The organism is Aestuariicoccus sp. MJ-SS9, from assembly GCF_032586235.1.
Lineage (GTDB): Bacteria > Pseudomonadota > Alphaproteobacteria > Rhodobacterales > Rhodobacteraceae > Aestuariicoccus.
Genome location: NZ_JAWHTD010000040.1, coordinates 1 through 23,403, shown reverse-complemented (window position 1 = coordinate 23,403; position 23,403 = coordinate 1). Strand labels below are relative to the sequence as shown.

The 23,403-nt window shown below is 58.8% G+C and carries 21 protein-coding genes, 3 tRNA genes and 1 pseudogene; 13 read left to right on the top strand and 12 right to left on the bottom strand.

The features are described 5' to 3' along the window. The first annotated feature begins 9 nt into the window (after positions 1–9). Both RXV88_RS19075 and RXV88_RS19070 read left to right on the top strand, forming a co-directional pair. Entirely contained in the window at positions 10–1,749 is a 1,740-nt protein-coding gene (locus tag RXV88_RS19075; protein ID WP_316295093.1) for an MlaD family protein, read from the top strand. Next, on the top strand, positions 1,746–2,387 hold the full coding sequence (locus RXV88_RS19070) for an ABC-type transport auxiliary lipoprotein family protein (RefSeq protein ID WP_316295092.1): 642 nt from the start codon (positions 1,746–1,748) through the stop codon (positions 2,385–2,387). Before RXV88_RS19075 ends, RXV88_RS19070 begins: the two co-directional genes overlap by 4 nt. Here the strand turns inward: RXV88_RS19070 and arsJ are convergent. From arsJ to RXV88_RS19050, 4 genes are read right to left on the bottom strand one after another with little or no spacing between them, the layout of a single operon-like run. Continuing rightward, positions 2,384–3,637 carry an organoarsenical effux MFS transporter ArsJ gene (arsJ, locus tag RXV88_RS19065; protein ID WP_316295091.1) on the bottom strand — a complete coding sequence of 418 codons (1,254 nt, stop codon included), beginning with the start codon at positions 3,635–3,637 and terminating at the stop codon, positions 2,384–2,386. The genes RXV88_RS19070 and arsJ overlap by 4 nt on opposite strands. Continuing rightward, positions 3,634–4,632 carry an ArsJ-associated glyceraldehyde-3-phosphate dehydrogenase gene (locus tag RXV88_RS19060; protein WP_316295090.1) on the bottom strand — a complete coding sequence of 333 codons (999 nt, stop codon included), beginning with the start codon at positions 4,630–4,632 and terminating at the stop codon, positions 3,634–3,636. The genes arsJ and RXV88_RS19060 overlap by 4 nt, the downstream gene beginning before the upstream one ends. Further along, the gene (locus tag RXV88_RS19055) at positions 4,629–5,462 is read right to left on the bottom strand and encodes a helix-turn-helix domain-containing protein (RefSeq protein ID WP_316295089.1); all 834 of its coding nucleotides are present in this window, start codon (positions 5,460–5,462) and stop codon (positions 4,629–4,631) included. Before RXV88_RS19055 ends, RXV88_RS19060 begins: the two co-directional genes overlap by 4 nt. A gap of 43 nt (positions 5,463–5,505) precedes the next feature. Further along, entirely contained in the window at positions 5,506–6,486 is a 981-nt protein-coding gene (locus tag RXV88_RS19050) for a sterol desaturase family protein (RefSeq protein WP_316295088.1), read from the bottom strand. A gap of 254 nt (positions 6,487–6,740) precedes the next feature. On the opposite strand from RXV88_RS19050, the gene lon reads away from it, so the two are divergent. Continuing rightward, complete coding sequence (gene lon, locus RXV88_RS19045) at positions 6,741–9,149, top strand: endopeptidase La (protein WP_316295087.1); 2,409 nt, start codon at positions 6,741–6,743, stop codon at positions 9,147–9,149. A 62-nt stretch (positions 9,150–9,211) separates the two neighbouring features. Here the strand turns inward: lon and RXV88_RS19040 are convergent, their stop codons facing one another. Continuing rightward, on the bottom strand, positions 9,212–9,400 hold the full coding sequence (locus RXV88_RS19040; RefSeq protein ID WP_316295086.1) for a hypothetical protein: 189 nt from the start codon (positions 9,398–9,400) through the stop codon (positions 9,212–9,214). Positions 9,401–9,405: 5 nt separating this feature from the next. On the opposite strand from RXV88_RS19040, the gene RXV88_RS19035 reads away from it, so the two are divergent. The 3 genes from RXV88_RS19035 to RXV88_RS19025 all read left to right on the top strand — a co-directional run bounded on the left by RXV88_RS19035 (position 9,406) and on the right by RXV88_RS19025 (position 11,525). After that, on the top strand, positions 9,406–10,014 hold the full coding sequence (locus RXV88_RS19035; protein WP_316295085.1) for an HU family DNA-binding protein: 609 nt from the start codon (positions 9,406–9,408) through the stop codon (positions 10,012–10,014). Positions 10,015–10,033: 19 nt separating this feature from the next. Next, positions 10,034–10,108 (top strand) — tRNA-Val (locus RXV88_RS19030). 82 nt (positions 10,109–10,190) lie between these two features. After that, positions 10,191–11,525: a tyrosine-type recombinase/integrase gene (locus RXV88_RS19025; protein WP_316295084.1), complete on the top strand. Its 1,335-nt coding sequence runs from the start codon at positions 10,191–10,193 to the stop codon at positions 11,523–11,525. A gap of 243 nt (positions 11,526–11,768) precedes the next feature. Here the strand turns inward: RXV88_RS19025 and RXV88_RS19020 are convergent, their stop codons facing one another. The 3 genes from RXV88_RS19020 to RXV88_RS19010 form a co-directional block, all read right to left on the bottom strand. Then, complete coding sequence (locus RXV88_RS19020; RefSeq protein WP_316295083.1) at positions 11,769–13,283, bottom strand: hypothetical protein; 1,515 nt, start codon at positions 13,281–13,283, stop codon at positions 11,769–11,771. A gap of 568 nt (positions 13,284–13,851) precedes the next feature. Beyond that, positions 13,852–14,340, bottom strand: a complete 489-nt coding sequence (locus tag RXV88_RS19015) for a phosphoglycerate mutase family protein (RefSeq protein WP_316295082.1) — start codon at positions 14,338–14,340, stop codon at positions 13,852–13,854. Between the two features lie 377 nt (positions 14,341–14,717). Then, positions 14,718–16,118 carry a pyridoxal phosphate-dependent decarboxylase family protein gene (locus RXV88_RS19010; protein ID WP_316295081.1) on the bottom strand — a complete coding sequence of 467 codons (1,401 nt, stop codon included), beginning with the start codon at positions 16,116–16,118 and terminating at the stop codon, positions 14,718–14,720. A 323-nt stretch (positions 16,119–16,441) separates the two neighbouring features. Between RXV88_RS19010 and RXV88_RS19005 the strand changes: the two are divergent. After that, positions 16,442–16,969 (top strand): annotated as a pseudogene (locus RXV88_RS19005) (YecA family protein). 149 nt (positions 16,970–17,118) lie between these two features. Here RXV88_RS19005 and RXV88_RS19000 read toward each other — a convergent pair. Next, positions 17,119–17,397 carry a hypothetical protein gene (locus RXV88_RS19000; RefSeq protein ID WP_316295080.1) on the bottom strand — a complete coding sequence of 93 codons (279 nt, stop codon included), beginning with the start codon at positions 17,395–17,397 and terminating at the stop codon, positions 17,119–17,121. Between the two features lie 182 nt (positions 17,398–17,579). Between RXV88_RS19000 and RXV88_RS18995 the strand changes: the two genes are divergently transcribed. Beyond that, positions 17,580–18,122 (top strand): recombinase family protein, encoded by a 543-nt coding sequence (locus RXV88_RS18995; RefSeq protein WP_316295079.1) that lies wholly within the window; start codon positions 17,580–17,582, stop codon positions 18,120–18,122. 113 nt (positions 18,123–18,235) lie between these two features. Here the strand turns inward: RXV88_RS18995 and RXV88_RS18990 are convergent, their stop codons facing one another. The 3 genes from RXV88_RS18990 to RXV88_RS18980 all read right to left on the bottom strand — a co-directional run bounded on the left by RXV88_RS18990 (position 18,236) and on the right by RXV88_RS18980 (position 20,956). Then, entirely contained in the window at positions 18,236–18,586 is a 351-nt protein-coding gene (locus RXV88_RS18990) for a hypothetical protein (protein WP_316295078.1), read from the bottom strand. A gap of 2,029 nt (positions 18,587–20,615) precedes the next feature. Beyond that, entirely contained in the window at positions 20,616–20,741 is a 126-nt protein-coding gene (locus tag RXV88_RS18985; protein WP_316295077.1) for a hypothetical protein, read from the bottom strand. Beyond that, complete coding sequence (locus RXV88_RS18980; protein WP_316295076.1) at positions 20,735–20,956, bottom strand: hypothetical protein; 222 nt, start codon at positions 20,954–20,956, stop codon at positions 20,735–20,737. The genes RXV88_RS18985 and RXV88_RS18980 overlap by 7 nt, the downstream gene beginning before the upstream one ends. Before the next feature lie 71 nt (positions 20,957–21,027). Between RXV88_RS18980 and soxR the strand changes: the two genes are divergently transcribed. From soxR to RXV88_RS18955, 5 genes are all read left to right on the top strand, one after another. Further along, positions 21,028–21,543, top strand: a complete 516-nt coding sequence (gene soxR / locus RXV88_RS18975) for a redox-sensitive transcriptional activator SoxR (protein ID WP_316295075.1) — start codon at positions 21,028–21,030, stop codon at positions 21,541–21,543. Positions 21,544–21,556: 13 nt separating this feature from the next. Beyond that, a tRNA-Val gene (locus tag RXV88_RS18970) sits at positions 21,557–21,632 on the top strand. A gap of 96 nt (positions 21,633–21,728) precedes the next feature. Continuing rightward, complete coding sequence (locus RXV88_RS18965; RefSeq protein ID WP_316295074.1) at positions 21,729–22,172, top strand: ion channel; 444 nt, start codon at positions 21,729–21,731, stop codon at positions 22,170–22,172. A gap of 101 nt (positions 22,173–22,273) precedes the next feature. Then, on the top strand, positions 22,274–23,266 hold the full coding sequence (locus RXV88_RS18960; RefSeq protein WP_410468844.1) for a pirin family protein: 993 nt from the start codon (positions 22,274–22,276) through the stop codon (positions 23,264–23,266). A 60-nt stretch (positions 23,267–23,326) separates the two neighbouring features. Next, positions 23,327–23,403: transfer RNA gene (locus tag RXV88_RS18955), tRNA-Asp, on the top strand.

Below are 23,403 nucleotides of genomic sequence, written 5' to 3'. Positions count from 1 at the left end.
GCGAAGCATTTGGAGACGCGGGCGAAATTTGTCCTGATCGGCGCCTTCACCCTGGCCGGGCTGCTGGGGATCATGGGGTTCTTCCTGTGGTTCGCGCGGGTCGAGCTGGACCGCCAGTTCGCCTATTACGACATCCGCTTTTCGTCGGTGTCGGGGCTGGGCAACGCCTCGGACGTGCGCTTTAGCGGGCTGCCGGTGGGGCAGGTGGTGGACGTGCGCCTGTCGCCCGACCGTGACGGCACGATCCAGGTGCGGGTCGAGGTCGACGCCGAAACGCCTGTGCGCACCGACAGCATCGCCACGATCGAGGCGCAGGGGGTGACCGGGGTGTCCTTCGTCGGCATCGGGTCTGGAACGCCCGGCGCGCCTTTGCTGCTGCCCACCGCCGAGGTCCCGGTGCCCGAGATCACGGCGGGGCGCTCGACCCTGCAATCGCTGTCCGAGGATGCGCCGCGCCTGCTGGAGCAATCCTTGCAGGTGGTGGAGGAGCTGAGCGACCTGCTGGGTGAAGAGAACAAGACCCGGCTCGACAATATCCTGATCAACATCGAGGATGCGTCGTCGAATTTCGCCCAGACTTTGGAGGATTTCTCGGCCGTCACCACAACGGTCACCGAGTTCTCCGAGCAGATCAACCGCTTCAACGCCACGCTCGACACGCTGACCGGCGATCTGACCGACGTGCTGGCCTCTGCCGACAGTGCGCTGGTGTCGGTGGGCGAGCTGTCCGAACAGGGCAAGGGCGTGCTGACGACCGGTGCCGAAACGCTGGAAGACGCCCGCGCCGCCATCGCCCGGACCGAGGCCTATATCGACGGCGATCTGACGCTGGCAACTGACGAGCTGCGCCAGACCGCCGAAGAGATGCGCGCGCAGGTCACCGCGCTCAGCGACGAGGCGCGCGCGCTGATGGCCACGCTGGGCACGACAGGCGAGACCGCGACCGCCCGGCTGGAAGAAAGCCGCGCCACGCTCGAGGCCGCGAATGCGCTGATCGCGCGGGTTGATGCGGCGGCGGGTGCGGTCGGCGACACCGCCGCGCGGGTCGATACGCTGCTGGCCGAGGAGGGCGCGCCGCTTCTGTCGGAAACCCGCGCCATGGTCGCCGACGCCAAGAGCGCCATTCAATCCGTCGCCCGGATCGCCGACGACGACCTGCCCGCGATCATGACCGACATCCGCGAGGCCACGGCCAACGCGCGCCAGGTGATCACGGATGTCGGCGACAGCCTCACCGGCTCGACCGGCAGCCTGGACGAGGTGCTGGCGCTGTCGCGCACCACGCTCGAAGAGGCCAACCGTGCCTTTGCCAATGCCAACGACACGCTGGCCGCGATCAACGGCGCGATGGAGACCGGCGACCGCGCGCTGGCGGCGGCCGAAGAGGCCTTTACCGGCGCGGACCGCATCATCAACGACGATCTGCCGGGCATGATCGACGGGCTCGAGACCACGCTGGACAGTCTTAACGCCGCCATCGGACGGGTGTCCGAGGACCTGCCCGAAATGTCCGCCGACCTGCGCGCGGCCAGCGCCTCCGCCTCCGAAACCTTTGCCGAATTGCGCCGCGTGACCGCCGCCTCGGCCCCGGCGGTGCAGGACTTTACATCGAAGGCGCTGCCCCTCTACACTCGGCTCGCGCAGGAAACACGGACGCTGATCGCCAATCTCGACCGCCTGACCAATCAGATCGAACGCGACCCGGCGCGATTTTTCCTCGACCGCGGCACACCGGAGTTCAGAAGGTGATCCAGCCTAAGAAACGTCTTGTTTTCCGCCGTTTGGCCGCTGCGGCGGCGCTGCTGGCGTTGTCGGGCTGTGCGGCGATTTCGGCGCTCGGCGACGCCAGCAGGCCGCTCGACGTCTACGAGCTGCGCCCGCCCGAGGCTATCGCGCCCGTCCGCCGCGCCGTGCCGCGCGACGTCATCGTCGAGCTGCCGACGACCAGCGGCGCGCTCTCGACCGACCGGATCATGATCCGCCCCGATCCGCTGCAGGCGCAATACCTGCCGGATGTGCGGTGGAGCGAGCCGACCCCGGTCATGGTGCAGACCCTGATGCTGCGCACGATCGAGGCGACGCAGGCGGTGCGCTATGTCGGCCGCCGCCCGCTTGGCCCGGGCGGGGATTACGCCATTGTCACCGAGGTGGTGGATTTCCAGGCCGAGCTGGGCGCGGATGGCGACAGCGCCGAGGTGCGGCTGCGCATCATCGTGCGGCTGGTGCGCGAGGCCGACGCGCGCATCGTCGCCAGCCGGACGTTTGTGGCCGAGGCGCTTTCGCCCTCGACCGAGACGCGGTCGGTGATCGAGGCGTTCGACGTGGCGTCCGAAAGGCTTTTGGCAGATTTCGCGGAGTGGATTCCCGGGGTGCTTGGGGCGCGTTAAACCTGCACGGGGCGGCGCAATCGGCCGACGCAGAGCCAGCTCAGCGCGATCATCGCCGCAGCCGTCCCGAGGCAGAGCGGCAGCCCGCCGATCTGATAGGTCAGCCCCGACAGAACCGTGCCAATGAGCCGCCCCGAAGCATTGGCCATGTAGTAGAACCCCACATCCAGCGTGACCCGCTCGCTGCTGGTGAAGGCCAGGATCAGGTAGGAGTGCAAGGACGAGTTCAGCGCGAAAATCGCGCCGAAGATCGTCAGCCCCGTCATGATCAGTGCCGTCAGCCAGGGGGCGGGATCCGGCGACAGCCATACCGCCAGCGCCAGAACCGCCGGCGCGACGACCAGCGCGGCCACCCAGAAGCGCGCGGCGTCGATCAGCTGGGCCTCGGTCCTGCCCTTGGCGCGCAGCAGGCGCGGGGCGTTGGCCTGCACGACGCCGTACAGGATCACCCAAAGCGCCATGAAGGTGCCGATGACGAAGAACGCCGCGCGCTTGCTGTCGGGGGTGCCGTCCGACAGCACCGCGTAGAAATAGATCGGGATGCCCACCACGAACCACACGTCGCGCGCGCCGAAAAGGAACACCCGCGCCGCGCTCAGCCAGTTCACGTCGCGGTTTTTCGACAGGACCTCGGTGAATTTGACCGACTTCTTGCCGCCGGGCAGGCCGGGGGGCATGCGCAGGACCAGCACAGCAAGGATCGCCGCCAGCAGTGCCGCCATGCCCAGCACCGACGGGACGAAGCCGAACAACGCCAGCGCCGCCGCACCCAGAAGGAACCCCAGCCCCTTCACCGCGTTCTTCGAACCGGTCAGCACCGCGACCCAGCGGAAGAGCGCGCCGCCCTCGGACGGGGCCAGCAGCTTGACCGCGCTTTTCGAGCTCATCTTGGCCAGGTCCTTGGCCACGCCCGACAGCCCCTGCACCGCCATGACGAAGACGACCGAGGCCGGGATGCTCCATTCGGGATCGAGCTGCGAGAGCGCCAGAAGGGCCACCACCTGGATGGAAAGCCCCGCAAAGAGTGTCGAGGTCAGCCCGAAGCGCGCCGCGATCCAGCCTGCCGAAAGGTTGGTCACGACCCCGGCCACCTCGTAGAGCACGAAGAGATAGGCCAGCTGCACCGGCGAAAAGCCCAGCGTGTTGAAATGCAGCAGCACCAGCATCCTGAGCGCGCCGTCGGTCAGCATGAAGGCCCAATAGGCCGCCGTCACGGCGATATAGGCGGCCAGACCGTCGGGTCTGCTCACAGGCTTTGGCCCACCATCAGGGCGACATCGACCAGCCGGTGCGCATAGCCCCATTCGTTGTCGTACCAGGCGTAGACCTTCACCTGCGTGCCGTTCACTACCATGGTCGAGGGCGCATCCACGATCGAGGACCGCGGATCGTTGGTGTAATCGGTCGAGACCAGCGGGCGTTCCTCATAGCCCAGGATGCCCTTCAGCGGGCCATCGGCGGCGGCCTTGAACATGGCGTTGACCTCTTCGGACGTGGTCGGGCGGGCCACCTCGAAGACGCAATCGGTCAGCGAGGCGTTCAGCAGCGGCACGCGCACCGCGTGGCCGTTCAGCTTGCCCGTCAGTTCGGGGTAGATCAGCGTGATCGCGGTGGCCGAGCCGGTGGTCGTGGGGATCAGCGCGTTCAGCGCCGAGCGCGCGCGGCGCAGGTCCTTGGCCGGGCGGTCGACGATGGTCTGGGTGTTGGTGACGTCGTGGATCGTGGTGATCGAGCCGTGTTTGATCCCCAGCCCCTCGTGAATGACCTTGACCACTGGCGCGAGGCAATTGGTGGTGCAGCTTGCGGCGGTGACGATCCGGTGGCTTGCCGGGTCGTAGATGTCATGGTTGACGCCGTAGACGATATTGGCCGCATTGGGCTCTTTCACCGGGGCCGAGACCACGACCTTCTTCACGCCCGCGTCGAAATAGGCGGCGAGCGTGGCCTCGGTCTTGAACGCGCCGGTGCAGTCGATCACCACATCGATGCCATCGAGCGGCAGCGCGGCGGGGTCGCGTTCGCTGTGGACGGGCAGGCGCTGGCCGTCGATTGTGATGCTGTCGTCGGTGGCGGCGAAGGTCGCGGGCCAGCGCCCGTGCACTGTGTCGAACTCCAGCAGATGGGCGTGCATGGCCGGATCGCCCACCGCGTCGTTGACAAAGGCGATCTCCGCGCCGCGCTCCAGCAGCGGCCGCAGGGCGAGCTTTCCGATCCGGCCGAGGCCGTTGAGGGCGTAGGTTGTCATGCGGGCTCCGTCTGTCGTGCGATGTCGTCCACGCGCCGTTGCAGCGACACGCGGTCCAGGGTGGTCAGGGGCAATGAGGCAAAGGCGCCGATGCGGCTGCGCAGCGCCGCGAAGGTTTCCTCGAAGGCGCGGCGACGGTCCATATCGGTGCCCTGGGTCCGGGCGGGATCGGGCAGACCCCAATGGGCGGATATGGGCTGGCCGGGCCAGGCCGGGCAATCCTCGTTCGCGGCCAGATCACAGACGGTAAAGACGAAATCCATCGCCGGGGCCTCGGCGGTGCGGAAGCTGTCGAGCGTCTTGGAGCGCAGCCCCTCGGTGTCCAGCCCATGCGCGCGCAGCGTTGCCAGCGCGTCGGGATGCGGCTGCGGCGCGGGATGCAGCCCCGCCGACCAGGCGTTGAACCGGTCCCCGGCAAGGTCGCGCAGGATCGCCTCGGCCATGATCGAGCGCGCGGAATTGGCGGTGCAAAGAAAGAGCACGTTTATCTTTCCGCCTGTCTCGGCTGCGACCGGATCGGCAAAGGCCCCCGGCGCACACAGGTCGGGCCGCCCCCGGCAGCAATCCAGCATCAGCGACGACACCATGTCTTGGGCGGCCTGCGGATCGAGCTGGTAGAGCAGCGATCTGGCCTGCCGTGTCTGCCGGATCAGCCCCGACCGCGTCAGCGCCGCCAGATAGACCGAGGCCGTGCTGGCCTTGAGGCCCAGCACCCGCGCGATCTCGCCGGCGGGCAGGGCATCCGGGCAGCGCCGGACCAACAGCCGGAAAATGGCCATCCGCTGAGGATGGCTGAGGACGGAGAGGCGTTCGAAAAGTATTGATTCCATAATTCATGAATATATGAAATGACTAGCCGCGCAACCGGAATCGTCACTCCGCGCCCATACGCTTTCGCCGCGCGCGGATACGGTCCTGCGCCGCCTTCGTGCCGTCGTGGAACGAGCCGAAAAGCTTGTCCCAGGGTATTTCGAGCGAGCCGTAGTTACACTCGAAATAGCGGTGGTGCATCTGGTGGTGAAAGGTGCCCAGCCGCAGCCGGTTTTCATCCTTGATCAGCACGCCTTCGAACCCGGTATGCGTCGTGGCCGCCGTCAGCGTCAGGTACATCATGTGAAACAGGATATGCACCGGATGCGCGGGCACGACGAAGTGAATCAGCACCGAGCCCAGAAAAATCACATGCTCGACCGGATGCATCGACAGCCCCGACCACGGGCCGACGTTGATATTGCGGTGATGCAGCGCGTGGACATGCCGGTAGAGGAACGGCACGTGCAAGAGCCGGTGAATCCAGTAGAAATAAAAGCTCTCCCACACCGGGATCAGCAGGAAGAGCGCGATGAACCAGAGCGGTGACTGCCCCCAAGTCAGCACGGGCGCGTAGCCGTTGGCCATGGCCCAGAACATCAGCACCTCGTAGGCCGACCAGACCAGAACGCCGCTGCCCAGGCTCCAGACCATGTTGTCGCGGATCTGACCGCCGAGGGTGAATTGCCGTCCGTTCTTCATCAGCGGGCGGGGGTCGTATTTCAGCCGTTTGCCCTGGGCCGACCAGGTGTAGAAGTAAAGATGCAGCCCGCCCGCCACCAGCAGCATCAGCCCGAGGTTGCGCAGCCAGATCTGCGCCATCCAGGGCAGGGCGGGCGTTGCCGTTTCCGACAAGGGCGGCTGGAGCCACGTCAGGCTGACAAAGGCAAGCGCCACCAGGATCAGCTTTTCCGAGATCAGGAACCACGAATTCCAAACCCAGCGCAGGATCGCCCCGGGCCGCAGCGGCCAAGAAAAAAGCGGCGACACCTCAAGCGGAACCGCCGGCATGTGGTGCCAGCCTTCGACCGGGTCTTTATCCATCGCGCGCGCCTTCGCTCGGTTTCGCTCTGCACCGCGGGCAGGCTACAGCAAAAAACACCGGCTGTCCGTGAATTCCGCCCGGACGCTCAAGGATGCCGCTTGCACCCCGCCGCCCGTCCCGCCATTCTGCGCGGGCCGGGGGGAGGCGCTTGAAAAGCGGGCGGGTGCGCCCCACCTTATCCCCCGAGACCGGAGACGGCGAGCGCTGCCGCAAAGCGGGGCCAAGTCCGTCTTGCCAATAACAAGGAATGAGCATGCAACAGCCACTCAATACATCTTACCCAGTGCTGCCGCTTCGCGACATCGTCGTGTTCCCTCATATGATCGTGCCGCTGTTCGTGGGGCGCGAAAAGTCGGTGCGCGCGCTGGAAGAGGTGATGGCGGACGACAAGCAGATCCTGCTGGCCAGCCAGATCGACCCCGCGGTGGATGACCCCGACAGCGACGGCATCTATAAGGCCGGCGTTCTGGCCAATGTGCTGCAACTGCTGAAACTGCCCGACGGCACCGTCAAGGTGCTGGTCGAAGGTCAGGCGCGGGTGCGGATCGTCGATTATCTCGACAACCCGTCCTTCTTCGAGGCGCATGCCGAATATCTGACCGAAATGCCCGGCGATCAGGCCGCCATCGACGCGCTTTTGCGCACAGTGGCCGATGAGTTCGAGCGGTATGCCAAGGTCAAGAAGAACATCCCCGAAGAGGCGCTGAGCGCTGTGGGCGAGACAACCGAACCGGCCAAGCTGGCCGATCTGGTCGCGGGCCACCTGGGCATCGAGGCCGAGCAGAAGCAAGAGCTGCTCGAGACGCTGGCGGTGAGCGAGCGGCTGGAGAAGGTTTACGGCCTGATGCAGGGCGAGATGTCGGTTCTGCAGGTCGAGAAAAAGATCAAGACCCGCGTCAAGAGCCAGATGGAGCGCACCCAGCGCGAATATTACCTGAATGAGCAGATGAAGGCCATTCAGAAGGAGCTGGGCGACGGCGAGGACGGCCAGAACGAGGTCGCCGAGCTGGAGCAGAAGGTGGCCGACACCAAGCTCAGCAAGGAAGCCCGCGAAAAGGCCGAGACCGAGATCAAGAAGCTCAAGAATATGAGCCCGATGTCGGCCGAGGCCACGGTGGTGCGCAATTATCTCGACTGGATGCTGTCGATCCCGTGGGGCGTGAAGTCGCGCGTGAAAAAGGATCTGGGCCGGGCGCAGCGCATCCTCGACGAAGATCATTATTCGCTTGAGAAGGTGAAGGAACGGATCGTCGAATACCTCGCCGTGCAGTCGCGCTCGAAAAAGCTGAAAGGCCCGATCATGTGCCTTGTCGGCCCTCCGGGTGTGGGTAAGACCAGTCTTGGAAAGTCGATGGCCAAGGCCACGGGGCGCGAGTTCATCCGCATTTCGCTGGGCGGCGTGCGCGACGAATCCGAGATTCGCGGCCACCGCCGGACCTATATCGGCTCGATGCCCGGCAAGATCATCCAGGCGCTGAAAAAGGCCAAGACGACGAACCCGCTTATCCTGCTCGACGAGATCGACAAGATGGGTCAGGACTTCCGCGGCGATCCGGCGTCGGCCATGCTCGAGGTGCTGGACCCCGAACAGAACTCGACCTTCGTGGACCACTATCTCGAAGTGGAATACGACCTGTCGAACGTGATGTTCGTGACCACGGCCAACAGCTATAACATGCCGGGCCCGCTTTTGGACCGGATGGAGATCATTCCGCTGTCGGGCTACACCGAGGACGAAAAGCTGGAGATCGCCAAGCGGCACCTGCTGGACAAGCAGGTCAAGAACCATGGTCTGAAAAAGACCGAGTTCGAGGTGACCGACGGCGCGCTGACCGACATCATCCGTTACTACACCCGCGAGGCGGGCGTGCGGAACCTGGAACGCGAGATCGCCAAGCTGGCGCGCAAGGCCGTGACCAAGATCGTCAAGGGCGACGACAAGACGGTCGTGGTGTCGTCGGACAATCTGGACGATTTCCTGGGCGTGCGGAAATACCGCTATGGCCTGGCCGAGGACGAGCATCAGATCGGTGTCGTCACCGGGCTGGCCTATACCTCGGTCGGCGGCGATCTGTTGCAGATCGAGGCGCTGAAGCTGCCGGGCAAGGGCCGGATGAAGACCACGGGCAAGCTGGGCGATGTGATGAAGGAATCCATCGACGCGGCGTCGAGCTATGTGCGATCGATCTCGCCTCAGATCGGGGTCAAACCGCCCAAGTTCGAAAAGTGGGACATCCACGTGCACGTCCCCGATGGCGCCACGCCCAAGGACGGGCCCTCGGCCGGTCTGGCCATGGTGACGTCGATCGTGTCGGTGCTGACGGGCATTCCGGTGCGCAAGGACATCGCCATGACCGGCGAGGTCAGCCTGCGCGGCAATGCGATGCCCATCGGCGGGCTTAAGGAAAAGCTGCTGGCGGCGCTGCGCGGCGGGATCAAGACCGTTCTCATCCCGAAAGAGAACGAAAAGGATTTGGCCGACATTCCGGACAATGTGAAGGAGGGGCTGGATATCATCCCCGTCGAACACGTGTCCGAAGTGCTCAAGCTGGCGCTGATCGATACGCCCGAGCCCATCGAATGGGACGAGGCGGCCGAAGAAGAGGCCGCCGCGCAAAAGCTGTCAGCCGACAGCCAGGGGCCTGGCGCCGTCGCGCATTAAGCGCAGTTGGAAAATCGGAAAAGCCGCCGGGTTCGCCCGGCGGTTTTTTCGTTCGAGCGGGGTTACTTGGACGCTGCGGTCACGAACAGCGTCAGGGCCGTCAGCCCCAGCACCAGCGCCGCCGAGGGCGCGCTGCTTTCGGCGGCGGCTTCGGCGATGACCGTGGGCTCGACGACCGGGTCCTCGAGATTGCCGGCCTGGACAGCGGTGCCCAGCATCCCGGCGAGCGCAAAGATGGCGACTTTTTTCATGTCTTTTGATCCTTGGGTTGCCTGTATTTTTAATTGACTTTCACTACGAAAGGCCCGTGCAAGTCAAGTCCAGACTGGATTCGTGCCGAGGTTCTGTTATATTCCCGTCAGAGCTGAGTAAATCAGACACCAAAACGTGGGAAAACCCGCATAAAAACGAGCAAGGCAGGCCAATGACCACAGCAAAACCGAAGTCGACCCGCAGCACGCGGAGCACGAGCACGCGCAAAACAACCACGGCACGAAAAGCCGCCGCAGCACCGGAAACCGCCGATAAATCCGCACCCGAAGCCGCCGCCGAGACGGCAGGGCAAGGCACGGTCACCGTGCCCTCTTCGCCAGAGCCCGCGATGCGCAAGAAAGAGCTGGTGGAACAGGCCGTCGCCCGCAGCGGCGTCAAGAAACGCGATGCCAAGCCGGCGATCGAAGCGGCGCTGGCCATTCTGGGCGAGGCGCTGGCCGATGGCCGCGAACTCAACGTCGCGCCGTTCGGCAAGATGAAGGTCACGCGGCTTAAAAAGGGCGTGAACGGCCAGGTGATCAACGCCCGCGTCCGTCAGCCCGAAGACAAGGGATCAAAGCCGACGGAGCCTCTTGCACAGGCGGCGGAGTGACGCTAAGAACTGGCGCACCGGGTGATTAGCTCAGTGGTAGAGCGCTTCGTTCACATCGAAGATGTCAGGAGTTCGAATCTCTTATCACCCACCATTTCCTCTCATTGCTCTTTTTCCCTTATTTTCATAGCCTTTGAGCTACCTGAGGGTAGTTAAGAGGGAGTACGAGGGGGAGTATGGCAGGGGATTATCATCCGCCGACATTGGTTCAAGTCCCATCAAAAGGGAATCGTTGGTACGTCTACGTGACAAAGCCGAAGGCCCTCCAGAAGAAGGGCGGCAAACAGGCCAAGAAATCAACCAACACGACCGACGAGCGCATTGCCAGGCAGAGAATGCATGGGATCGCTCAAGAGATTTATGATGGCTTCGACCGCGATCTGAAGCCGGAAAGATACCCGCTACAAGATGCGATAGAGCGTCTTGTTTCAGTCGCCCCTGAGCTTGCAAGCATTCACGAGTTCAAGGTCAGCTCAAGGCAGCTTGCAGAGGTCTCTGAAGATGAACAGGTACAAGATTTCATAGATTCTGCCTTAGATACGATCCGTAAGGTTGCTGAGGGGCTGACACATGATCCTAACTTCAACAAATCAGAGGCGGCCGTTACCCTTCGAGATACGCTTGAGGGCATCGAAAAAGAGAAGAGTACCGAACTTCTCTCAAAGCTCCTCCCTAAGTTCCTAAAAGAAAGGCGTTGGAACAGGGAAGGTTCACGACGGGAGGCGGAACGTTATGTAAAGCGTTTCATCGAACTCGTCGGTGATAAAAACCTAAGCGAGATCAAGAAGAAGGATGCTTACGACCTAGCGCGGGCAATGGACTCGCTAGGGCTATCCAATTCCGCAATCAAGGCTGCTGTCAGTTACAACAAGGGCCTCCTCGATTGGGCAGTAGAAAACGGCTATCTGGAGCAAAGCCCTTGGAGTGACCGCATGTCATTCAAGGGTTATGGCTCCAAAAAGCAGAGTTACCGGCCCTTTGAGAAAGGTCATCTGCATAAATTGTTCGAACTTGAGATGCCTGACCAAGATCGGCTCATGTTTATGATCCTGATAACCACCGGGATGAGACTCGATGAAGCTGCTCTGCTAACTTGGGAGGACGTGGTGACAGATGCAGATGTTCCACACTTCGACCTTCGCGACTCCATCGTAAAAACTGGTGGCTCAGAACGGTTCGTTCCAATCCCTGATGTGCTGCTCCAGAAGTTACCAAAGAAAGGGGAGGGGCGTTTATTCTCCTATCCTTTGGACCAAGATGGCAAGGCTCAGAAGAAGGCCAGTCAAGCCTTGGGTCGCCATATTCGGAAAATACGTGATCATGAGAAGCAGGTCACACATGGCCTCAGAGGAACGCTCAAAGATCTTCTGCGTGACTCCGGCGTATCGAAAGAGGTCAACGACTTTATCACAGGTCATGCTCAAGGCGACAGCGCGGGCAAGTATGGATCGGGTCCGTCACTCAAGGTCCGCTTGGAGGCCCTGAATAGCGTCGATCATCCTTGGTTATGACCAGTGACAAGGCCCACCCGCGACCATTGCCCTAAAATGGCCCTCAGCGCCATCAGGAGAGCAATCTAGAGTCATCTGACAGCCTTATGTCCAAAAGAAGGAAGGCCACTCAGCGAGCCTCTCCGCGCGTCTGTGGAGATAACTGGATATCGCCAAGGCAAATGTATCCCCGAGACACAATGGTCAGCATGAGTTTTCTTCCCTTACAATCCAACTCTTCCTAGTAATGGTTGATGGAGGGACCTAACCAAGCCAGTATGTGTGTGGGAAGTTGTTCTTTCTATAGTCCATAAAGCTTAACAGTCGTTCCTGATACTCTTGTGTTCTATCTTTTATGGCTACAACCTCACTGAATACGTCCAAGTATGCGTCTCGATCATCTTTCCTCATTCTAAGGACATCATTATACCCTGGTACTGATTGTTCAAATGAAAGGTCTTGCCCAACAATCTCTTTGCTAGCATTCGACATGGCTTTGCTGAGGTTATCCACAGAATATGTTGAAACTATGTAGCTATCATGAACTGAGAGTATGGGGCACTCGTGTTCAATAAATTCAGATATTATCCTATCAGTTATTTGACTGTCCAGGTACATCAACTTGATCCCCTTGTCAGAGCAAAGGTCATCAATAAGATGTGGGTTCTCATCAACAAACGACTCTAGTAGAAGCTCAAGCTCAAGGTTCTTTAACCTCTTTTCCAGAGAGCCGTTCGGTTGCCCATCTCGGAAGGCATCGTAAGCAGCTTTATGGGATTTGGCATTTATTGCTGTGAGGACGAGTGACTTAACAATTTCCCTTTGCTGACCAATCGTGAAGTCAGGCAAGACATGGTTCTTGAGCTTGTATCTGTCTTGAACCTTTACAGGAGCACCTCTGAGGGCTGACAGAATTGAGACGTGAAGCCCCTTGTAGTCGATCTCAACGGTTGGCTCATTGTTGATGGCAATCTTTTTCCTCAAGTCCTTCCCGATCTGTTGCCACCAGCCTCCGTAGAACCGCCCGTTCATTTGCCAGGATTTCCTGCTGAAAATGCGTCGAACGAACTTGTTGGTCTGCCCTGTGGGTATGCGCTGGACGTGTCCGTCGGGCATGGTCCGCGTTATCCAAGGATCAGTCAGTGAAGGTATGTCAATGTAAGTCTCTGACAGGAACTCGTTGTATCGCTGTAATCGCTCCCGCATCTCGATGATCTCAGGAGTGTCTTGGTACTCAATCGTGGTCCTCTTAACCTCTTCGTCACTGTCGGGAACTTTGTCTTTACTGGTCAAGATTATGCATTCCTGCTTGTGGTGCAGGTCTATTTGGTAAGGTTCAATGCTTGCCTTAGAGAAGATTTTTACCAGCTTGGGCGTAGGTCTGATCCGGGAAGTCCGATTACGTCCTACTGTGCCGTCTCTGTGATAGCTACCCTGTGTGAAGTCAAGGAAACCATTTTCGACGAGGGCATCGACGATCTTGGGGATACGACTGGAAATATGCAGAGCGTTGTAACGGCTGTTAACTGAGTAAGCGCTGTTGCCCCTTGCCACACCGATACAAAGATCAGGATCAGTCTTCCAGGCTACGTAAAGGTCGACAAGCAGGACCTTCAGATGAACCTCCCCTGATGCACGCCCCCGGTTATTGCTTTTCCCCTTGATGGCCTCACGCTGTTCATCGGTCAGACTATCGTAAACCTCTTCCACAAAGGCATTAACCTCCGGATGGGTGGACCACCGGTGAACGTCCAGGGGTCGTGAGTGCCAGACATCCATATGTTAAAGGGCAAAGCTAATAGACATTGGTCCCTTGTGTAGACGAATTTGAGCAGCCTGAACACCCCTTGAAGGGGAGTCATGGGCTCCAGCTACACCTGAAATCCTAGGGGCCAGCCGCGATCTTTTGGAGTGGATTGCTTTGGAGGAGCAGCAAAGCCAACCTTAAGCAGTTTTCCAGCGGTCAAAATGTGGTATCCACCATTCTGATAATGCCAATATATAGGCCCTCCAGCATCTTGGTAGAGAAAGAGGATTGTACTGAAGCAGCCTAAGTGCGCCGTGAGGGAAGTCAGACCACTGGCAGGTTACTCCAAATGCTTTGGGATAAAGCGTTGGCTAACTTTCGCGTGCAGAGGGATGAGCCAAACTAGATGAGATATGCCTCCCCTCCGACCGCACTTGAAGCACGGTGTTACTCCCGATGGGATGCGTGCGGGCAGATCACGCTCTTCGCGGTGAACCGGTCATCCGACTCAAAGGCTCAGATGACTGCCTTGAGCCCGAAGTTGACCTTGGATAGCGCCGAGTGAACAAAGCTTGACGCACAGCCATTCACTTTTTTCCCTTACGGCATCCGCATGCGGATTAGACGAGGTTCGTCCACACCGGGGTGGAGTAAGATGAACAAATTTGCAAAGTCGGTTTGGCTAATGTCGATATCCTCGAATGTGCCAAGGTTCTCAAGAATACCGGGTATCGTCTCCGCGTGGCCAACAACCAGAACTGTGTCCTCCTCATGATCGAAACTGAGCGCGTCGATCAGTCCGGCAGTATCGGCACGGTTCACCGAGTTCAAAGGTAGACCCAGTTTTTCAGCGATTATCGCCCCTGTCTGTTGGGTACGTTTCGCATCTGAGGTGAACACGACGTCCAAACCTACGTATGCCAGCATTTCCGCCCACGCAGAAGCTCTCGCTTTGCCTTCTTCGGTGATTGCGGGATCGTCTCCGCTGAGTTCCTTCTCAGCATGGCGGATGACGTAGACGGCATCTTGTGCCGATGTGGTGGGTGCCGCCGCCATGGCAACAAGGAAAACCAAAAAGGGCAATCTCATAACACCACTCCATCTAATCTTTCCGCAAGGGTACTGATCGGGCGCTCAGGAGACAACAAATGTTTCCTCAAGGGTAAGGTCCGCTTTGTCCGCAATCCGGACCTGACCTCGATTGCCGCCAACGTCCGGTACCACTGGAAGCCGTCGTTCGAGCGTGTCTCTGCGGTTTCGTCGGCTCTGACGGCTGTTCACCGCCGTCCAGCGGTCATCTGATCATTTTGCTCAGATGTCTTGGAAGAGCCCAGAACGACCGATGCTGCACCTCGTATGAATGGCTGCTTTGGTCTCGTCTTCACCGGACGTCGAGAAGGACTGGTGCCTCTGTCTTGACGATCTGTGTGAGCCTTAAAGGCATGCGAGACCAAAGACAGAAACTCTTACGCAGTTCGATTTGCATCAAGTATTTCATCAATAAGAAGGTCAATATCTCCGTGATCCGTTGCGTGATTGATGACTGATACGCGAATGATCTGCCTTCCTTTCCAAACCCCATGACTCGGATAAACGCGTGCTCTTTGTTGGATACGCTCCAGAACCCTAGTGGTCTTTTCGTCCGTTTCGCAGGCAATGGCGACCTGGTTGAGCACGACGTCATTCATGATTTCGATGCCCGGCTCGTTACTTAAGCGATCCGCCAAATGCTTCGCTAGAGCGCAATGGTGCGTGATCATCTCGCGAATGCCATCGGCCCCAAGATGCTTTATGATGGCGTAGCTTGGGATACCCCTCGCACGGCGGCTGAGTTCAAGCGTAGAATCGCTCGGCTCCCATGTTACACCAAGCCCAGGCAAATATGCGCCGCGCGCGCTCATTGACGAGACAAGCGCGGTGCGGTCGCGCACGATACAAAGCCCCGCATCATAGGGCGCGTTCAGCCATTTGTGTAAATCGACCGCCCAACTGTCGGCACCATCGACGCCTGCCAAGCGATCCCGCAAACCGGGCACAGCATGAGCCCAGAGGCCAAAGGCGCCATCGACGTGCACCCAACCGCCTGCTTCATGGATCATCGGAATGGCGTCCGCGAATGGATCAAAAGCGCCTGTATTGATTTGACCTGCTTGGAGAATAACCAGTGGCGGATTTTTGCAGGCCTCTAATTCGGCACGAAGCGCCTCAATGATGATACGGCCCTGATCATCTGTCGCAAGGCGCTTCGTACGGCCCAACCCGAGGCCCGCATAGCGTAAACCGGCCATCGGCGCAGAATGGGCGTCTTCACCGATCAGGACAGGAACGTCAGGCGCTCCAAAAAGACCGTTCTCGAAAACGTCCCAGTCCTGTCGCTGTAGCAACGTATCCCGAGCGGCGATGATGCCTTGCGTATTGGCCACGGTCGCCCCCGAGACAATACCAACACCACTGTCCAGTGGCAGATCAAGAAGCTCCAGACACCACTGGCAAACAGTCTGTTCGATGACAGCAGCGGAAGGGCTTTCCCATGAGGAAGCAGCGTTTTGTCCCCAGGAGGTCACAAGAAAATCTGCAGCCGCACCCACTGGCATTGATCCTCCGCAGACGTAGCCAAAGAACCGCGGGGACGCATGGCCATGTAACCCTTTGCCTGCGATAGCTATCAAATCCTCAATAACCGAAGAAGCAGGCGCTCCCTCGATGGGAAGCGAGGTATCAAAATCCGAAGCGAAATCGGCGGGTCTCAAATCCGGTTTCACAGATGATGATTTTAAATCTGATCGGTAGGCGATAGCTTCCCGTGCCGCTACCAACATAGCCGACCGGTCATCTTCGCTCAGAGGTACTTTTTTGCTTCTTTTCAATTCGCTAAATCCATCAAGTTATTTCTGAAATGTTCGTCTAGTCATGTTGAGCATCGCTCGTCTAGATCATAATGCGCTTGAAGCTAGGCACTGTCTATCGAACGTCCAACCAGACCTTGGCGCGACCGCAGCGAATTCACACTTTGTCCGCGCTCCGGTCGTAGCCTTAATTTTGGCGAATGTCTGGTGTCGGTGGAAGCAGCTACTGGTGCTCTAGCCGTCATAGGTCGTAACTAGAGAACCCAACTGCGGTGAGTTGGTCATTTTCGGAGCAATCTGTCATCCTGGCATCGTGCAGCACAGCAGACGGGATTGCCGCCTCAATGAACCTTGAAGACCTGGACAATTACCTGTCCTCAGATGACAGCCCCGAGAACTGCATGATGTTATCGGACCTTGATGGGTTCATGCACGGGATCGCCTGTTCTCCAGTGCTGATCGCTGCTGAGGAATGGGTTCCAGTTGCCCTTGGAGGTGACCCCAGAGATGTGCCCTCTTGGGTGCTGCGGATGATCACGGTGCTCTACGTCAATATCGTTGAAGGGCTTTGTAGCGAGACACCTGAGGTCGAACCTATCTTCTGGGAGGCCAAGGAAGGCCATGTGATCGCAATGGGTTGATGTGAGGGGTTCATGGATGCAGTCGCCCTACGACCCAAGGAATGGCTGAGGCTCACCGAGAGTGGCACACATGGGTTTCTAATGACCCCAATCCTCTACCACTTACTGGATGAAAATGGTGCCTCTGAGCTTGGGATTTCCCAGGAGAAGATTGCCGAGAGCCTTGATCAAGCCGCTCAGGACATTCCCTCTGCTGTTGTTGGAATCCATCAGTTTTGGGCTGAGCACTAACAAACCCTACCCAGTAATGGCAACTCACAGGCAGCCCTACCGTCTGTTAAGGATGGCTTGACGCAAATCGCCTCAATTTCCGCCGTGGGGATGAGCTTTCATCAGGTGGGTGCCGCCGTCTAGCAGAAACCCATTTCCACCCTGGGGGTTTAGTGGAGGGTATGATCAGGTTCGTCCAGTTCATCTTCTGCGAAGAAAGCCTCAACACCTTCTTGTTCAACGCATTCCTCGAAGGCTTTCCAGGCCATGCCATCAGAGATGAACAGGTCATCCCATGTTGTGGAAGTGCCACGCTCGTTCACGACCTCAAGTGACCAGCCCGGCTTATTTGCCAAGCGGACAATGTTGACCTCAAGCACATGACCATCGACAGCAAAGGTGCCTGACAGGTCGGAAAAGATCAGTTCGGGTTCTTCGTCTTCAATCACAGTTCACCCAGCTTAGCGGCCTTGGTTGGCGGTAGTCTATGCAAGAGCCAACATTTGACTAGAGGCATCCGTTACTATCCCTCTGTTACCAGAAAGGGGGTATCATTAGGCTTATTTTTGTTGCCAATGTTACTAGAATCACTTTAGTCTAGTATCCAATGTTACCATTGGAGGTTATTGCCATGGCAATCGTTGGATATCGCCGCGTCAGCACTGAAGATCAGAACCTGGACCGCCAGGAACTAGGCCAGGTGGATAAGGTCTTCGAGGAAAAGCTGTCAGGAAAATCTGCCAAAGATCGACCGGCGCTTCAGGCCATGCTTGACTACATTCGAGAAGGTGACGTTGTCGTGGTCTACTCGATTGATCGGCTGGCAAGAGACCTTCGGGACCTTCAGGACATTATTCAGACCGTCAATGAAAAGCAATCCACGATCAAGTTTGTAACTGAGGGACTAACGTTCTCGGCTGACAAGAATGATGCGCTTGCCAAGCTGCAACTACAGATGATGGGTGCCTTCGCTGAGTTCGAGAGAAACATCATCCGTAAGCGTCAGGCTGAAGGGATCGCCAAGGCTAAGGCAAAGGGCGTTTACAAGGGACGCAAGCCATCCATTGACCGCCAGAAGGTCAGGGAATTGAGGTCTGAGGGGTTGTCCACCTACAAGATCGCGGAGAGCATGGGTATCAGCCGGATGAGTGTTCATAGGATACTCAACGGATAGATGGAGCGCTCAGAGCAATCCGAGAACGGATTCCCCCAGCGACTTACCCACATGATACCAAGATTGTATACCTAGTGCCTGCGAACAAGAGTTGCGAGCAGACTTTGAAACGGTTATCCGATGCAGCCTTTGCGCTCTGCAGCTTCAAGAAGGGCGTTGGCCTGCCCTTTCAGCGTTGCAATCTTGTTGTCATCACCGCCATCGATTAGGAACGCCGCTGGCCAGAAAATGAAGAAAGCTGTAGCAGTTCTAAACGCGTCTTTCTTGGCAGCATCCCTTTGACGCCCTGATGCCAAATTTAGCGAGTTATCGACGCGTATTGCATGTAGTCTAAGAGTGGAGCAAGAGTACTTCGAGTAGGTTAACGGGCTGAGCTCATTAGGTTTAATCTTTTCCGGCGGAGTCGCACATGCGGAAAGGGCAAATACGCAGATCACGCCAACAAACTTCAACGACGACTTCATCTAAATCACCTTTATCAGAGTGCCGAAGCACAAGAATCGATCCCATTCCAACGTATTTTTCGTTAATGATCAACAGTTTAGAATTTCAGGTACTTCGCGCAAGGGCAAAGATGCCAAAATTTTCATAATTATTTCAGATAGTTGTAAGCTGGCATGAGCATTTTTTTTACTCAGCATCAGGCTGCGCTAAGCAACAGGACAACCTGAAATACTGAAGATTTGCATCGGTATTGATGAAAATTTGTGCGGCTTGTACTTTGGACATGTTGCTTACTATTGCTTGCAACGCTCTGGCAGCATCCGGTTCGGTTGATCTTTCTTAATGACCTACAGAGCGTGGCCTCAAGCCTGAAGAAATCGACAAGAAGCCGTACCTTGGACGCGCATCTTTGAGCACGCAAGTCAAACAACGGATGCTAGTGATCTTCCGTGTGGTTCCTCCTCAGTCGATGGGACCCTCAGAATTATACGCGAACGGATTCTCCCACCGCCGTATCTACTCTGATCTGCAACTTAAGGATTTCAAACGGATCGCTCTCGAAGGCTGTTCAGCAACCGCAGTTTTTAGTGCATGGAAGTGTAACTTAGAAGGGAGAGCCTCATCTCCTAATTCATCGTCTGCGGGGGACCCGGCAGGTCGAGGATAAAAGCTTGGCTTTGCGGCGCGTTAATGAATGCCAGGCCAAGTATCGCAACCGTCATGAACAACGCAGTGAATACCAGCCCATTCAGGAGAACGCGCTGCACGGATCGAGCGATCCGGTTCCTCTCAAGATCAGCTGAGTAGACTGAATGCATCTGCTCTATCCTCATATTTTTTTGAGGATCACACGCAAATGGGGCGATTTTTGGGCGCCGTTAGTTAGGCGAGCGAATTCCGGGATCGCAGACATGTCCTTGGCATTTTTCGGCTGTCACTGGCACCATGGGCGCGGTGTGGGAGGACAAGAGGTGCTTCCGCACGTAAATGGTGCGGCAAGTCCTTCGGAGATTAATGTTTTGCCGACATCTCTGCCATCAACACTAAGCTTGCCACATTGTCTTCCAAAATTGCAGTCTTTAGTCCCCTGAGTTCCCGGGAGACAGGCACACGGAACAATTTCCAACTGAATGTATTGGGCGCTCCGTAGTAAGTCCTTCAACCTTGCTGTTGCCCGTTTTCCTAGGGCGAGGCCAGCATCACAGACCGGATCGTAGGTTTCGGGAGTGTTGAAGCCGACTAACCGTATGGAGGCATTTAGCTCTCTTATCCTGATGGTGTCGCCATCAACAACGGTTATGCTTCTGGACGACAGGCGGGAGGTAGTGCTTGTAGGTGTTGGATCAATCGAATGCCTGATTATCGTAGGTAACTTTGGGCCGTCGGTTTCGGCCTTAAGGAAGCCAAGAACCCCATCTCCTTGGGCAATCAACAGTGCTGTCAGCAAAACAACGACAGCTACTGTAACGGGAAGCCGAGACTTCAGAACTGTACCTTTCTGCCTGCGTCTCTCACTCGGTTTGTTGCTTTCACCCGTTAGTTCCATCAGCATTTTATACTGCTTCTTGCTCAGAGTTGTATTCTGTCCATGCCTCTGTAGCTTCGTGAGCATGTCCGAGAGAAACTGTCGTTCCCATTCCTTCGGTCGCCCAGCCTCGAGTATCACTTGGATCGTGCTTTTGACTCTGTCGAGTTTCTCTTTGCTAAAAGGCATTGGATGAACGTATCTACCCCCTTACTCCTCTAATGCACTTTGCCATACCAATCCTTACGCACTTAACAAGTTTCAAGAAGCAGCCTGACAGTACTGTCACTTCTGATCAACCCGAACACATCTCGCCTGTTGGATATCGGCTTGGTTGGATCGACCCCGGGGGTTAAATGAGACTGCGAGGGGGAGTAAATCAGGGTGTATTGGGGAGTATGTGCGCATTTTTGTTTTAAATATTTCAATATGTTATGGTTGTCCACGAGGAATCTCTTATCACCCACCATGAATTCCCTGAAAAAGCGCGCCCGCCGGCGCGCTTTTTCTTTTTCAGCCTCTTTTCAGCGGTCGAGGATCCGGTCGATCTGATCGCGGTGGCGGATCGAACTGACCTCGTTCTGCACGTCGCGGCAAAGGTCGGCGCATCGGTGCGGCATTGCAAAGAGGCTCTTGAGAAGGCTCAGCATTTCGGTCTCCGATCCATGCGGTGGGGACCCGAGATGCCGGGCTCGGGCGGATACCCGATGTCGCGCTGCAAATGCGGCTGCCGGCTCAGCCGGTCGCGGCGGCGCAGTGTGTCGCGCGCGTGCCGCTTCTGCCGCAGCACGCTGCGCAGCCTGTCCAAAAGCGTGCGCCGCCGGGGGCGAAGCGGGAACAAGGCGTCGAGGTCTTGGGCGGGCATCTGGTTTCTCCTTGCAGATTCGCGATATGGAGGTACCTTGCTTCCTCAAGTTCACTTGAGGTCAAGCGCCAATGCCGAAGTCTTCCGCCAAACCCGTCCCCAGCGATCTGAGCGTGGGCGAGATGGCCCGCCGCGCCGGCGTGGCCGTGTCGACCCTGCATTATTACGAGGCCGAGGGGTTGATCCAAAGCTGGCGCACGCCCGCCAACCACCGCCGCTATGACCGGCGCGAGCTGCGGCGGGTATCGGTGATCCGGGTGGCGCAGGGGCTTGGCATCCCGCTGGCCGAGGTGCGCAAGGTGCTCGACCGCGTCCCGCGCGGTGCGGCCGTGGGCAAGGAGGATTGGGCCCAGGCCTCGATGCTCTGGCGTGACGAGATCGCCGGGCGCATCGCCATGCTGCAGCGCCTGCAGGACCAGCTGGATCATTGCATGGGCTGTGGCTGTCTGTCGCTGAAGACCTGCCCGCTTTACAATCCCGGTGACGGGCTGGGGCAGAAGGGCGCGGGGCCGCGTCGCTGGATCGGCGGCCCGGACGAGCAGGGGCGTCCGATCAAGGGGCTTGATACGCCGAGGCTGGCCCGCTAAAGACCGCGTCGGCGGGTGATTAGCTCAGTTGGTAGAGCGCTTCGTTTACACCGAAGATGTCGGGAGTTCGAGTCTCTCATCACCCACCATTTCCGCACCTTTCGGGCCGAACCATCAGGCGCCGCCGCCCAGGCGTGCGCGGCGCAAGCGATTGACCCCGGCGGCGGGTGTGCGATACCTGCGTCATGATCGTTCAGCTTCTCCTTGGCAGTGTGCTGATCGCCGCCACCGCGCTGGCGGCGGCATGGTCGTGGTGGGTGTTGGAGTTGATCCTGGTGCGCAGCCACCGTTGGGTGACGCGTCCGCCGCACGGGCCCAAGCTGATTGCCGTGCTGTCGCTGGCGATGCTCTGGACGCTCTTGATGATGACGGCCTCGGTCTGGATCTGGGCGGTGGCGCTTTGGGCGTTGGGGATCTTCGTCACCTTCGAGGCGTCGGTCTATTTCGCGCTGGTGGCCTTTACCACGCTGGGGTTCGGCGACATCCTGCTGCCGGTGGACTGGCGGCTGCTGGGCGGGTTGGCGGCGGCCAACGGTCTGTTGATCTTTGGTCTGCTGACGGCGATGCTGGTCGAGACGCTGCGCCAGACGCGGCTGCGCCAGCGCGGCAGGTTCGACGATTTTTACTGAGCTTTGTGCGTTGACGCGCAGGATGTAGTTTTAATCGCCAGTTTGTGCGTAAGTGCGAAGGCCATATAGTCCGTCCTCAGAGACGAAGAAAGGACATTGTCATGAGTTGGAATCCCGCCCTCGATCCGCATTGCCCGACCGGCGACGAGGTCGACGCAATCGAAACCGTCATCGTGCCGCGCGCCCGCGATCTGGGCGGGTTCGAGGTGCGCCGCGCCCTGCCGGCGCCACGTCGGCAGATGGTGGGGCCGTTCATCTTTTTCGACCAGATGGGGCCGGCGGAGTTTCTGCCGACGCGCGGCATGGATGTGCGGCCGCATCCGCATATCGGGCTGGCGACGATCAGTTACCTCTATCGCGGGCGGATGCACCACCGCGACAGCCTGGGAACCGATCAGTGGATCGAACCGGGGGCGGTGAACTGGATGGTGGCGGGCCACGGCATCACCCATTCCGAGCGTACCGACGATGCGACACAGACCGATCCGATGCCGTTTTTCGGCATTCAGACCTGGGTCGCCCTGCCCAAGGATCACGAGGACCGCGCGGCGGAGTTCGTCCACGCTTCGGCCGATCGCCTGCCGGTGATCGAGGGGGAGGGCAAGACTTTGCGTCTGATCCTGGGCTCGGCTTACGGTGAACGCGCCCCGGTCGAGACTGCGTCCGAGATGGTCTATGCCGATGCGATGCTGGAGCCGGGCGCGAAGCTGCCTCTGCCCGACGATCACGAGGACCGCGGGATTTACGTGGTCGAGGGCGAGATCACGGTGGCCGGGGACAGGCATGAGGCGGGCCGCATGATGGTGTTTCGCCCCGGCGACCGGGTCAACGTGACGGCGGGGCCCAAGGGCGCGCGGCTGATGCTGCTGGGCGGCGAGACGCTGGAGGGGCCGCGCTATACTGGTGGAACTTCGTGGCCTCGTCGAAAGAGCGGATCGAAGAGGCGAAAGAGGCGTGGCGGCGCGAGGATTGGGCCAACGGGCGCTTTCAATTGCCGCCGGGGGACCGCGATGAATTCATCCCGCTGCCGGACAAGTGAGGCCATGGCGCGAGGGCGGGCGAAATTGCCCGAATGGGCGGGCAAAACCGCTTGACGGGGCTGGGGTGCGGCCATAGAAGGCATCCTACGTCAGGGCCAAGCCCGGCGGCAGTGAGCGGTTGTAGCTCAGTTGGTTAGAGTACCGGCCTGTCACGCCGGGGGTCGCGGGTTCGAGCCCCGTCAACCGCGCCA

Coding starts and splice junctions, on each gene's coding strand:
- RXV88_RS19060 (WP_316295090.1), bottom strand. CDS start 4,632: ATGACAACCTACGCCCTCAACGGCCTCGGCCGGATCGGAAAGCTCGCC.
- RXV88_RS19055 (WP_316295089.1), bottom strand. CDS start 5,462: ATGGAATCAATACTTTTCGAACGCCTCTCCGTCCTCAGCCATCCTCAG.
- RXV88_RS19050 (WP_316295088.1), bottom strand. CDS start 6,486: ATGGATAAAGACCCGGTCGAAGGCTGGCACCACATGCCGGCGGTTCCG.
- lon (WP_316295087.1), top strand. CDS start 6,741: ATGCAACAGCCACTCAATACATCTTACCCAGTGCTGCCGCTTCGCGAC.
- RXV88_RS19040 (WP_316295086.1), bottom strand. CDS start 9,400: ATGAAAAAAGTCGCCATCTTTGCGCTCGCCGGGATGCTGGGCACCGCT.
- RXV88_RS19025 (WP_316295084.1), top strand. CDS start 10,191: ATGGCAGGGGATTATCATCCGCCGACATTGGTTCAAGTCCCATCAAAA.
- RXV88_RS19020 (WP_316295083.1), bottom strand. CDS start 13,283: ATGGATGTCTGGCACTCACGACCCCTGGACGTTCACCGGTGGTCCACC.
- RXV88_RS19015 (WP_316295082.1), bottom strand. CDS start 14,340: ATGAGATTGCCCTTTTTGGTTTTCCTTGTTGCCATGGCGGCGGCACCC.
- RXV88_RS18995 (WP_316295079.1), top strand. CDS start 17,580: ATGGCAATCGTTGGATATCGCCGCGTCAGCACTGAAGATCAGAACCTG.
- RXV88_RS18990 (WP_316295078.1), bottom strand. CDS start 18,586: ATGAAGTCGTCGTTGAAGTTTGTTGGCGTGATCTGCGTATTTGCCCTT.
- RXV88_RS18985 (WP_316295077.1), bottom strand. CDS start 20,741: ATGCTGAGCCTTCTCAAGAGCCTCTTTGCAATGCCGCACCGATGCGCC.
- RXV88_RS18980 (WP_316295076.1), bottom strand. CDS start 20,956: ATGCCCGCCCAAGACCTCGACGCCTTGTTCCCGCTTCGCCCCCGGCGG.
- soxR (WP_316295075.1), top strand. CDS start 21,028: ATGCCGAAGTCTTCCGCCAAACCCGTCCCCAGCGATCTGAGCGTGGGC.
- RXV88_RS18965 (WP_316295074.1), top strand. CDS start 21,729: ATGATCGTTCAGCTTCTCCTTGGCAGTGTGCTGATCGCCGCCACCGCG.
- RXV88_RS18960 (WP_410468844.1), top strand. CDS start 22,274: ATGAGTTGGAATCCCGCCCTCGATCCGCATTGCCCGACCGGCGACGAG.